15 protein-coding genes are annotated in these 10060 nt (G+C 71.7%); 11 read left to right on the top strand and 4 right to left on the bottom strand.

Features of this window, described 5'->3' with window-relative positions; all coding sequences use genetic code 11:
• Window positions 1-303 (top strand): DJ-1/PfpI family protein (locus tag IEY93_RS38990; RefSeq protein ID WP_229691740.1); only part of this gene is annotated, 303 nt, incomplete at its 5' end.
• Between the two features lie 156 nt (window positions 304-459).
• Here the strand turns inward: IEY93_RS38990 and IEY93_RS35525 are convergent.
• The gene (locus tag IEY93_RS35525) at window positions 460-1020 is read right to left on the bottom strand and encodes a GtrA family protein (protein WP_189167566.1); all 561 of its coding nucleotides are present in this window, start codon (window positions 1018-1020) and stop codon (window positions 460-462) included.
• Between the two features lie 265 nt (window positions 1021-1285).
• On the opposite strand from IEY93_RS35525, the gene IEY93_RS35520 reads away from it, so the two are divergent.
• Window positions 1286-1660 (top strand): YciI family protein, encoded by a 375-nt coding sequence (locus tag IEY93_RS35520; RefSeq protein ID WP_189167565.1) that lies wholly within the window; start codon window positions 1286-1288, stop codon window positions 1658-1660.
• A 206-nt stretch (window positions 1661-1866) separates the two neighbouring features.
• On the opposite strand, the gene IEY93_RS35515 is transcribed toward IEY93_RS35520, so the two are convergent.
• Window positions 1867-3102 carry an epoxide hydrolase family protein gene (locus tag IEY93_RS35515; RefSeq protein ID WP_189167564.1) on the bottom strand — a complete coding sequence of 412 codons (1236 nt, stop codon included), beginning with the start codon at window positions 3100-3102 and terminating at the stop codon, window positions 1867-1869.
• A 311-nt stretch (window positions 3103-3413) separates the two neighbouring features.
• Complete coding sequence (locus IEY93_RS35510) at window positions 3414-4175, bottom strand: SDR family NAD(P)-dependent oxidoreductase (protein WP_229691739.1); 762 nt, start codon at window positions 4173-4175, stop codon at window positions 3414-3416.
• A 55-nt stretch (window positions 4176-4230) separates the two neighbouring features.
• Between IEY93_RS35510 and IEY93_RS35505 the strand changes: the two genes are divergently transcribed.
• From IEY93_RS35505 to IEY93_RS35495, 3 genes are read left to right on the top strand one after another with little or no spacing between them, the layout of a single operon-like run.
• Complete coding sequence (locus IEY93_RS35505; RefSeq protein ID WP_203968598.1) at window positions 4231-4584, top strand: ArsR/SmtB family transcription factor; 354 nt, start codon at window positions 4231-4233, stop codon at window positions 4582-4584.
• Between the two features lie 16 nt (window positions 4585-4600).
• Window positions 4601-5098: an arsenate reductase/protein-tyrosine-phosphatase family protein gene (locus IEY93_RS39980; protein ID WP_504739361.1), complete on the top strand. Its 498-nt coding sequence runs from the start codon at window positions 4601-4603 to the stop codon at window positions 5096-5098.
• Entirely contained in the window at window positions 5095-5499 is a 405-nt protein-coding gene (locus IEY93_RS35495; protein ID WP_189167562.1) for a VOC family protein, read from the top strand. Before IEY93_RS39980 ends, IEY93_RS35495 begins: the two co-directional genes overlap by 4 nt.
• 101 nt (window positions 5500-5600) lie before the next feature.
• Here IEY93_RS35495 and IEY93_RS35490 read toward each other — a convergent pair whose 3' ends face one another.
• Window positions 5601-6362, bottom strand: a complete 762-nt coding sequence (locus tag IEY93_RS35490) for an SDR family oxidoreductase (RefSeq protein WP_189167561.1) — start codon at window positions 6360-6362, stop codon at window positions 5601-5603.
• 189 nt (window positions 6363-6551) lie between these two features.
• Between IEY93_RS35490 and IEY93_RS35485 the strand changes: the two genes are divergently transcribed.
• The 6 genes from IEY93_RS35485 to IEY93_RS35460 form a co-directional block, all read left to right on the top strand.
• Window positions 6552-7421, top strand: a complete 870-nt coding sequence (locus tag IEY93_RS35485; RefSeq protein WP_189167560.1) for a helix-turn-helix transcriptional regulator — start codon at window positions 6552-6554, stop codon at window positions 7419-7421.
• 135 nt (window positions 7422-7556) lie between these two features.
• Window positions 7557-8135: a TetR/AcrR family transcriptional regulator gene (locus tag IEY93_RS35480; RefSeq protein ID WP_229691742.1), complete on the top strand. Its 579-nt coding sequence runs from the start codon at window positions 7557-7559 to the stop codon at window positions 8133-8135.
• A 151-nt stretch (window positions 8136-8286) separates the two neighbouring features.
• The gene (locus IEY93_RS35475; RefSeq protein ID WP_189167558.1) at window positions 8287-9273 is read left to right on the top strand and encodes a zinc-dependent alcohol dehydrogenase family protein; all 987 of its coding nucleotides are present in this window, start codon (window positions 8287-8289) and stop codon (window positions 9271-9273) included.
• Window positions 9274-9448: 175 nt separating this feature from the next.
• On the top strand, window positions 9449-9700 hold the full coding sequence (locus IEY93_RS35470; protein WP_372444498.1) for a DUF3073 domain-containing protein: 252 nt from the start codon (window positions 9449-9451) through the stop codon (window positions 9698-9700).
• The gene (locus IEY93_RS35465) at window positions 9697-9909 is read left to right on the top strand and encodes a hypothetical protein (protein ID WP_189167557.1); all 213 of its coding nucleotides are present in this window, start codon (window positions 9697-9699) and stop codon (window positions 9907-9909) included. The genes IEY93_RS35470 and IEY93_RS35465 overlap by 4 nt, the downstream gene beginning before the upstream one ends.
• Window positions 9909-10060, top strand: a 152-nt coding sequence (locus IEY93_RS35460; protein ID WP_189167556.1) for an ArsR/SmtB family transcription factor, incomplete at its 3' end; no start/stop codon positions are given. The genes IEY93_RS35465 and IEY93_RS35460, both read left to right, overlap by 1 nt.

Here is a 10060-nt window from a genome sequence, read left to right as displayed (position 1 = left end):
TGGATCCGGGTCGATGCCGATGTCCGGCGGATCACCGAGCACTTCTTCGCGCGTAATCTCCCGATCGCGCTGGTGTGTCACGGTGCGCAGGTGCCGGCGGTGTACGGGCTGCTGAAGGGCCGTAAGACGGCGTGCTTCCCTCCTATCACCGGTGACATGGAGAACGCGGGTGCGACGGTCATCGACGCTCCCGACGTGGTGGACGGCAACCTCATCTCCTGCCGGGGGTGGCCCGACATGCCGCAGTTCGCCAGGGCGATGATGGAGGTCTTCTCGAAGTCCATCAACTCCGCATCGGCCTGAGCACACCCGACCTGTCCCGGTGACGGCACTTCCGACCGTCACCGTCGACGGCTCGCCCGGCCACCTCCTGGAGAGCGGCACCGAGCCCGCGGTGCCGATGCCGCACGGCGCCGGACCCGGTACGACCGGATCCGGCGCCCGGGCGGGTGGGCCGGATCAGGCAGCCTCGTCCTTGGGTTCGGGCGCCGGAGCCGGCCGTACGCGGCCGGGGTGGGCGTCCTCGTCGGGGAAGACCCACTTCCGGAAGGCCCAGTAGCGGAAGACCATGGCGATCAGCGTGCCGATGACCTGCGCGCTCATGAAATCGGCGACCTCCTGGGTGACCAGGCTCACCTCCGGGGTCTCCAGCAGGAACACGTACCGGGAGATCCACAGCGGTACGGAATTGAGCGCCAGACCGACGCCACTGACCAGAAAGAACAGCGCCGCCTCGTGATGGCGCTCGCGACCGCCCCTGGTCCGGAACGACCATTCGCGGTTCAGCACGTAGGACACGATCGTGGCCACCAGCACCGCGATGACCTTGGCGGTCACCGGCTTCGGTTCCAGCACGGTGAGTTTCAGCCCGTAGAACACCGCGTTGTCCACCAGGAATGCCGTTCCCCCCACCACCGCGAACTTCAGCACTTCACGGTGCTTCAGGGCAAGGGCGGGCAGCGGTCCCGGCAATCTCGCGATCAGTGCTCTCGCCGACTCGTAGCGTCCTGATCTTCTCACCGGCCGGACACTCTGGTCTCAACACTCACTGACGGGCCTTTCCGCGGCTCGGGCGGCCGGAGCCGCGCCTGTCGACACTTGGCATCCATCTTCACGCACACCACGGCCGAGTGTTCCACCGTGGAGCTCCGGTCGGGCAGGACCGTCGCGGCGAACGGACACGACCCGGAAAAGTATCCGCTGTAGGTGTCGGATCTGGGATGGGTCGTTCGTGGAACAGGCGAGAGGCGGCCGCAGGAGTCCGCCGGTACAAGGGAGTGACGGGATGACGCGGTACTTGATCTCGTTCGATGACGGCGCGATGGACCACATCCCCGCCGAGGACATGCCGGATGTGGGCAAGGCCGCGCACGCGGTGGTCCAGGAGGCCGTGAACGCCGGTGTGTGGGTGTTCGGCACCGGACTGGAAAGGCAGCGGGCGAGCATCGTGGCCACGGACGGTACCGTCACCGACGGTCCTTACCCGGAGACCAAGGAGGTCATCGGCGGGTTCGTGGTCCTCGACGTGGCCTCACGCGAAGAGGCGCTGGCGTGGGCCGCCAAGATCGCGCTGTCCTGCCGCTGTGCGCAGGAGGTCCGGGAGATCATGCCCGACCCCGAAACAGAGGCGATGCTCCGCGAGGCCGGCCGGCGACGATGACATTCCGGCGACGTCCGGCCAGGCTCCGCCACATCGAAGCGGGACTCACACGGCGGCCGGTGAGGCGGGCCCGCGGAGCGCGCTGAACCGCACCGCGGGACGGTGCCCCCGGGGATCAGGTGCCAGACGAAGCCCGATCCCCGGACCTGCCGATCGCCCACGGGAGCGACGGCCATCCCCGGCACCGGCCGCCGGCGTCGCGTCGTTCAGGGCCTTCGATCGTGGAAGGTGCGGCGCAGGTCGCTCACCCAGGCGTCGGGGTTCTCCCAGGGGATGAAGTGGCCGCCGTGGTCGTGGGCGTTGACGTTGACATGGTTGAACCAGGCGGCCTGCGGGCCGTTCTCGAACGCCTGGACGCGTTCGGCGGCGGTGTGGACGCCGGGCGGGTTCTCGTAGGTGACGAAGGTGAGGCCGACCGGGGCCTGCACGACCGGGGTGCGGTCGTGGGCCGGCGTCCAGGGGTAGCGGTTGGCGTTGGCGTAGTAGCGCATCGACGTGGCGATGGAGTTGTTCACCCAGTAGATCGTGGCGTGGGTGAGCAGGTCGTCCTTGGTGAAGACCGACTCGACGTCACCGCCGTTGTCGCTCCAGGCGTTCCAGCGCTCCAGCAGCCAGGCGAGCAGTCCGGCGGGTGAGTCGCTCAGCCCGTGGGCCAGGGTGGCGCCGTCGAGCATGTGCACGGCGAGGTGGGACGCCGAGCGATGGTCCAGCTCGATGATGCGGGCGCGGACGTCGGCGGGCTGGTCGTCGGTGAGGGGCCGGTTGCGGGCGAGGTCCCAGGCGCGGGGGCCGGTGAAGAAGTCGAGCGGCAGTCCGGAGCCGATGTGGATGCCGTACAGCTCGTCGGCGTACTTGTGGCCGAGCTGGCTGGAGACGATCCCGCCGATGTCGCAGCCCCCGGCGGCGTACTTCTCGTATCCCAGGGTCTCGGTCATCAGGGTGTGCCAGAGGTCGGCGACCTTCCAGAAGTTGACGTCCGGGAAGCCGGTGAGCGGGCCGGGGAAGCCGAAGCCCGGCAGGGACGGCACGATGACGTCGAACGCGTCGGCGGGGTCACCGCCGGACGCGGCCGGGTCGGCGAGCGGGTCGATGACCTTCGACCAGTGCCAGAACGTCCACGGCCAGCCGTGGGTGAGGACCAACGGGATCGGGCGTGGGCCGCGGCCGGGCTTGCGCATGAAGTGCACCGGGACACCGGCGACGTTCACCTGGTAGTGCTCGTAGGCGTTGATGGCGGCCTCGGCCTTGCGCCAGTCGTAGCCGTCCCGCCAGTAGGCGGCCAGCTCACGCAGATAGCCGTCCGGGACGCCGTAGGACCAGTCCTCGTTTCCCTCGTCCAGTGGCGGACGGGTCAACGCGAGACGGGCGCGCAGGTCGTCGAGGACCTTGTCGGGCACGTGGATCGGGGTCGGCTGCAGAGGGAAGGTGTGCGGAGTGGCCATGCGTGGTTCCTTCCGGGTGTCATCGGGCGGCGAGCCGGCTACCCCACCGCCGCGCTGCGCCGTTCGACCAGGACGACATCGCGCCAGAATGCTGACAGATGTCTGATCAGCGCGCCAACCCCCGCCATCCGGCCGCACATCGCAACGGACTCGGCCTTTGCAGGAGTCGCCGGCCGGCCTGGAGTGCCCGAAGCACGCGCGCGGGACGCCGGTCCCGGCAGGGGCGTTCTGGGGGGCATGCCGCCCCGGGCCCTGGCGTGGCGGCCGACCGCGCGAAACGACGCGTCGCGGCCATGAGGGCGGGCGGCCCTTCAGGTGAGTTCCAGGCCGCCGTCGACGGTGAGGACCTGCCCGGTGATCCAGGTGGCCGCGGGGTCGGCCAGGCGGACGATCCAGGCGGCCACCTCTTCGGGGGTGCCCCTGCGGCCGAGCGGGATGCCGGCGGCCTCCTCCTGCTTGACCCGCTCGACCTCGGCCTCCGACAGGCCGGCGGCGGCCAGTGCCTCGCTCTCGGTGGGGCCGGGGGCCACCGCGTTGACCCGGACGCCGTCGGCGGCCAGCTCCAGGGCCCAGCTGCGGGTGAGCTGTTCGATGGCCGCCTTGGTGGCGGCGTAGTGGGCGGCTCCGGGCAGGGGACGGTGACCGTAGGTGCTGGAGATGTTGACGATGGAGCCGCGGGCGGCGCGCAGGTGCGGCAGCGTGGCGCGGGCGAGCAGGCTGGGCGCGGTCACGTTGAGCGCCAGCATGTCGTTCAGGCGGGTGGCGTCGGTCTCGGCCAGGGGCATCATGGCCACCGCGCCGGCGTTGTTGATCAGTACGTCCAGGCGCCCCCAGCGCCTGATCGCCTCCTCCGCCACCTGCTGGGCCGCGCCGTCGGCGGTGATGTCGGCGCTCAGCGCGGCGACGCGGGGATGGAAGCCGGCGGTCTGCCGCAGAGGTTCGGCGCGGCGGCCGACGGCCAGCACGTGCGCGCCGGCGGCGGCGAAGGCGAGGGCGGTGGCGCGGCCGATGCCGGATCCCGCACCGGTCACGACCGCGACATGATCCAACAGGCCGCTGAGCTGGTCGGTCACGACGGCACCTTTCGTTCGTTGTTCGTGGAACATCGAACACGCTAGCATTGGCGCCATGAGACCGGCACGGCACCCCGAGGTGGGCGACATCACGCTGACCGGCGTGCTGGCCGCGCTCAGCGATCCCATCCGCGTCGGGGTGGTCCGGGTGCTGGCCGACGGCAGCGAACGCGGCTGGGGGGAGTTCCAGGCGCCGGTGGCCAAGTCGACGCTCAGCCACCATCTGCGGGTGCTGCGCGACGCCGGGCTGACCCGCACCCGCCAGGAGGGCACCCGGTGCTTCGTGGTCCTGCGCGGCGGCGAGCTGCGCGACCGCTTTCCCGGGCTGCTCGAGGCGGTGCTGGCCGCGGCCGAGGAGGAGGATCTCGGCCGCCAGGTGGCCCTCAAGCCCGCCCCCGGCATCACCTGAGACCCACCTGCGCCGCTTGCGCCCGGCCCCCGACGATGGGCCCAGCGTTCTTCACCTGGGCCGGCGGTCCACTGAGAGCTGCGGTGGCCTGAGAGCCTGCGGTGACCTGCGCCGAGGCTGCCGCGACGGCCGGACCTGGGCGTGGACCGGGCACCCCGGCCTGCACCGCGCGGGCCGGGCCCACCCTTCAGGTGTGAGCCGGCCCGGGCAGCGCACGCATCCGCTCGCGGCGCAGGCGCTGCGCGAACCGTACGGCATCGACCTCGCCGACCGGCGGCCCCGCCATCTGGACGCCTTGCGCGGCCACCGGTTCGACTACGTGATCACCTTGTGCGACAGGGTCCGCGAGGTCTGCCCGGAGTTCGGCGACCACGGGCGGCGCCTGCACTGGAGCACCCCCGACCCCGCCGGGCAGGACGACCCCGGCGCGTTCGCCCGCGTGGCGGCGGACATCGACGCACGTGTCCGCTACCTGCTGCCCGTTCTCGTCCAGACACAGGAGGCTCGCCCATGACCGCGCCCGACCACCGCTACGCCGGCGTCCGCTACCTCGTCGACGACGTCCAGGCGAGCGTCGACTTCTACACCACCCACCTCGGCTTCACCCTCAACGGCAGCGCCGCGCCCGCGTTCGCCGACGTGGTACGCGGGCCGCTGCGGCTGCTGCTGTCCGGGCCCGCCAGCTCCGGCGCCCGCGCCACGCCCGCCGACGCCGGCCAGGCGGGGCGCAACCGCATCCACCTGACCGTCGAGGACCTGGACGCCGAGATCGCCCGGCTGCGCGAGGCGGGCCTGGCCTTCCGCAGCGAGGTGGTCGCCGGTCCGGGCGGCCGCCAGATCCTGCTGGCCGACCCCGCCGGCAACCTGGTGGAGCTGTTCCAGCCCGCCCGCCGCCCCGGCGCGCACACCCCCTGACGCCGGCCGTACGGCTCGCCGGGAAGCGGCGAGGGCGGGTTCGTGTGCAGGACGCGTGGCCGCCGGGGGCGATGTGCGAGGTGGCCGCCGGCGGGGGAGGGTCAGCCTTGGCGGCTGGGGAGCATGGCCAGGGCCTTCGAGCGCTGGGCGACGAGGTCGTCGTAGGTGCCGTCGCGCTCGGCCCAGCGGTGCATGAGGACGCCCTTCACGAGGATCTCGCGGGGGGTGGGGTCCTGCGAGAGCAGATGCATGACCTCGGTGGCGAAGTCGTCCAGCGGTAGCGCGTGCGGGTTCACCTTCTCCTGGCCTGCCGTGGCGACGGCCGGGGGGATGAGTTCGACGACACCGACACCGGTGCCGTCGAGTTGCGCCCGCAGTGCCTCCGAGTAGGCGTGCACCGCGGCCTTGGAGGCGGCGTAGCCGGGCATGGGCGGGAACGGCAGGAAGGCGATGCCGGAGGTGACGGTGATGAAGGTCCCGGCGCCCCGCTGGATCAGGTGCGGAGTGAAGGCGTCGATGACCCGGATGGTGCCGAGCAGGTTGGTGTCGATCGTCGTCTGTGCCGCCTCGAAGTGCGCGGGGTCGCGCAGGTCCTCCAGGAGCATGACGCCCGACATCGTCACCACGGTGTCCAGTTCGGGGTAGCGGGCGAGCGTGGTGTCCCGGGCGGATGCGACGGAGGCACCGTCGGTGACGTCGACGCTGATCGTGCCGAAGCCTTCCGCGGCGAGTTCCGCCAGCGCCTTCGGGCTGCGGCCGCCGACGGCCACGGTGCTGCCGGCCGCGGCGAACCGGCGGGCCAGCTCTCTCCCGATGCCAGAGGTTCCGCCGACGATGAGAACGGTGCGGTTGGAGAGATCCACGAGATCTTCCCTTCGGTCCAGGACGCTACCGGCATTCAGGCCGGCAGCGCAGACGGTGATGCTCTCTGCCTCTTGGAGGCAGATGTCACCGCAGTCTTGACGGCATCCGCCGCGTGGGGCAGGACCCCCGTCTTCCCTGGTCCTGACAGGGCCCCCTTTGCGACGCTCGCACCGCATTACGGTGTCGGTATGAAGGATGAGCAATCCGGAAACCGGCTCGGTCGCTACCTTCGTGCCCGGCGTGAGCTGGTCTCCCCGGCGCAGGCAGGACTTCCGCCGGGCGGGAACCGCCGGGTGCCAGGCCTGCGCCGCGAGGAAGTCGCCCTGCTCGCCGGAATCAGTCCCGACTACTACCTGCGTCTGGAACGGGGCCGGGACAACAACCCCTCACCCCAGGTGCTCGAATCACTGGCGCGGGTCCTGCGGCTCGACGACCTCGAGCGGGCGTATCTGCTCGGCCTCGCGGCGGCACGGCCGAAGGCGCCACGCCGCAAGCGGCCCGAGCACGTACCGGCGCGGGTGCACGAACTGCTCGCCCACCTGCAGATCCCCGCGTTCGTCGAGGGACGCGCGTTCGATGTCCTGGCCGCCAACGCCATGGCCGTCGCGCTCTCCCCCCGGCTACGGCCCGGCCAGAACCGGCTGCGTTCTCTCCTCCTTGATCCTGAGGAACAGGCCTTCCACCAGGACTGGACGAAAGCCACCGCCGATTTCGTCGCCGCCCTTCGCACCACGATCGGGGACGACATAGACGACCCCCGGTTCGTCGAACTCGTCGGCGAACTCTCCCTGTCCAGCGGGCGATTCCGCACGCTGTGGGCCCGCCACGACGTCCGCGCTCTGGACGGAGGCACGACCACGGTGCACCACCCCGTCGTCGGTGCACTCCGCCTCCACCGCGACAAACTTCCCATCGACGACGTCATCCTCGTCGTCTACTACCCCGACAAGGACAGCGACAGCGACGAGAAACTGCGGCTCCTCGCCTCACTGTCACGTACCGAGTCCGCCGCGGCGCAGGACAGGCCGGCGGACATCCCGCACCCGAACACATCCTGACGCACACCCGCCGTCCGGCGCACCGGAACGCCCGCGCCGCTCCGCCGGAGCCCAGAAACAGACAGACCTGTCTGTCGGTTATGCTGGGTCGCGGGCCCGATGGGCGGGTCCGCAAGGAGAGATCGGGTGAGCGCCATGCCTGCGACGGCCAAGCGCCTTCCGGCCCGTGAGCGCATCCTGGCCACGGCCGGGGAGCTGTTCGGCGCGCACGGGCTGCGCGGGGTGGGCGTCGACCGCATCATCGCCGAGTCCAAGGTGGCCAAGGCGACGCTGTACGTCCACTTCCCGTCCAAGGACGAGCTCGCCGCGGCTTACCTGCGCCGCACCGACGAGTCCTGGCGCGGCAAGTTGCGCCGGGCCGCGCTGGCGGCCGGGGACGACCCGCGCGAGCAGATGGTCGGCCTGTTCGACGCGGTGGCCGAGTCCTACGAGCGGCATGGGTTCCACGGCTGCCCGTTCATCAACGCCGCCGCCGAGAGCGAGCCGGGCAGCCTCCCCTATGAGGTGACGGTCGAGCACAAGCGCGCGGTGCGCGCGTGGGTGGGCGAGCTGGCCGCGGCGGCCGGCGCCACCGACCCCGGCGCGCTGGCCCTGCAGCTGACCCTGCTCGTCGACGGGACGCTGGCGGCGGGCAAGCTCGAGCAGGACCCCGCCATGCCGCAGGCCGCCAAGGCCGCGGCCCGGGCCCTGGTCCAGGCCGCCTGCCCCGCCTGACCCCGCCCCCGCGCGCGTTCGCGGCGCGGGGGGTTCCTCCGGCCTGGAGAAAACAGACCTGTCTGTATGAAACCGCTGGTCGGGCCCGTCCTTGTGGCGCGCTTGTGCCTGATCGGCGGACAGTGAGAGATACTGGAAAGGTGCATCCCCGATGCGTGCAGTGATATTGCGAGAGTTCGGCGCTCCGCCGGCCCTCACCGAGATCGACACTCCCGTCCCCGGCCCTGGCCAGGTGCTGGTGCGCATCAGCGCGAGCGGCGTCAATCCGCTGGACACCAAGATCCGCGCCGGGCGGGCCGCCCACGCCCGCACGCGGCTGCCGGCCGTGCTGGGAATGGACCTGGCCGGCGTGGTGGAGCAGGCCGGTCCGCAGGTCACCGGGTTCGCCCCGGGCGATGAGGTCTACGGCCTGGCCGGAGGCGTGGGCGAGTTGCAGGGAACGCTCGCCGAGTACGCCGCCGTGGACGCGCGGCTGCTGGCCCGCAAGCCGGCCGGCTTGAGCATGCGGCAGGCCGCTGCGCTGCCGCTGGCCGTCGTCACCGCCTGGGAGGGCCTGGTGGACCGCGCCCGGGTGAGCGCCGGGCACAAGGTGCTGGTGCACGGCGGCGCGGGCGGCGTCGGGCACATCGCCGTCCAGATCGCATCGGCGCGCGGCGCGCAGGTGTTCGCCACCGGGTCGGCCCGCAGCCTTCAGACGATCAGCGGGCTGGGCGCGGTCCCGATCGACTACCGGGCGACCTCGGTGGAGGAGTACGTCGCCGAGCACACCGGGGGTGAGGGCTTCGACATCGTCTACGACACCGTGGGCGGCCCGGCCCTGGACGGGGCGTTCACCGCGGTACGCGTCCACACCGGCCACGTGGTCAGCGCCCTGGGCTGGGGGAGCCACAGCCTGGCTCCGCTGTCGTTCCGCGGCGCGACCTACTCGGGGGTGTTCACGCTGCTGCCGATGCTGACCGGGCGCGGCCGGGAGCACCACGGTGAGATCCTGCGCGAGGCGGCCGCCCTGGCCGACGCTGGAGTCCTGGCTCCGCTGGTCGACCCCCGCCGCTTCACCCTGGCCACGGTGGAGGAGGCCCACAAGATCGTCGAAGCCGGGGAGGCGGCCGGCAAGATCGTGGTCGATGTCACCGGCTGAGACCCTCCACCGGGGCGTCTCAGGGGCGGGTGCGGGGCGTTGGGGAGCACGAGCCGGCCCGCCACGATCGGCGGTTCGGCCGCGACGCATCCGCGGCCGGCCGGCGCCGAGATCGCCTTCCGGCCCCGCTTTTTCGCCCTGCCGGACCCCAGGGCCGCGCCACCGATTTGACTAGTTGCAGCTTTTCGTAATTCTCTATGACCGCAATCGAGTGCTGCGTGTCGACGAGGAGGCGATGTCGGTGGGACGTGGCCGGGCCAAGGCCAAGCAGGTGAAGGTCGCTCGCGCGTTGAAGTACAGCCCTGGTGGTGATCTCGATTCGCTGCGGCGGGAGCTGGGCGTTGGTGTGACACCTGCGGCACCCGCGGAGCTGGACGACCACTGGGGCGAAGCAGACCACGACAGTGGAGGAGAGCCGGGCGCGTGAGTGCCTTGGAGGACAATCGCCGGCTGCGGCCGATCACGGCGCGCCGGGCATCGGCCGCAGCACGACGCAACGGCGACGACCTCAGGGCGCGGACGCATGCCGCACAGGCGCAGGGCCTGGCGGGGCCGGCCGCCACCCGTGCGATCGCCGGGGCATCCCGGCCGGCGGCCGGTCCGGCCGCCGAGATCGTCGAGGGCGGGGGCGGATGATGCCGGTCCCGCTGTATCAGGCCCAGGCCGAGTTGTTCAGAACGCTCGGCCACCCGCTGCGCATCCGGGTGCTGGAGCTGCTGTGCGAGGGGCCCAAGCAGGTGCGGGAGTTGCTGGCCGCGATCGAGGTGGAGGCGCCGAATCTGTCCCA

The sequence above is a fragment of the Sphaerisporangium melleum genome (assembly GCF_014646695.1).
GTDB classification, from domain to species: domain Bacteria; phylum Actinomycetota; class Actinomycetes; order Streptosporangiales; family Streptosporangiaceae; genus Sphaerisporangium; species Sphaerisporangium melleum.
The sequence above is the reverse complement of the archived record's forward strand: the minus strand, read 5'-3'. Positions and strand labels throughout refer to the sequence as shown.

Bases quoted from the DNA above. Each gene is read 5' to 3' on its own strand.
- IEY93_RS35520 (WP_189167565.1), top strand. From the start codon at position 1,286: ATGACGCGGTACTTGATCTCGTTCGATGACGGCGCGATGGACCACATC.
- IEY93_RS35515 (WP_189167564.1), bottom strand. From the start codon at position 3,102: ATGGCCACTCCGCACACCTTCCCTCTGCAGCCGACCCCGATCCACGTG.
- IEY93_RS35505 (WP_203968598.1), top strand. From the start codon at position 4,231: ATGAGACCGGCACGGCACCCCGAGGTGGGCGACATCACGCTGACCGGC.
- IEY93_RS35495 (WP_189167562.1), top strand. From the start codon at position 5,095: ATGACCGCGCCCGACCACCGCTACGCCGGCGTCCGCTACCTCGTCGAC.
- IEY93_RS35485 (WP_189167560.1), top strand. From the start codon at position 6,552: ATGAAGGATGAGCAATCCGGAAACCGGCTCGGTCGCTACCTTCGTGCC.
- IEY93_RS35480 (WP_229691742.1), top strand. From the start codon at position 7,557: ATGCCTGCGACGGCCAAGCGCCTTCCGGCCCGTGAGCGCATCCTGGCC.
- IEY93_RS35475 (WP_189167558.1), top strand. From the start codon at position 8,287: ATGCGTGCAGTGATATTGCGAGAGTTCGGCGCTCCGCCGGCCCTCACC.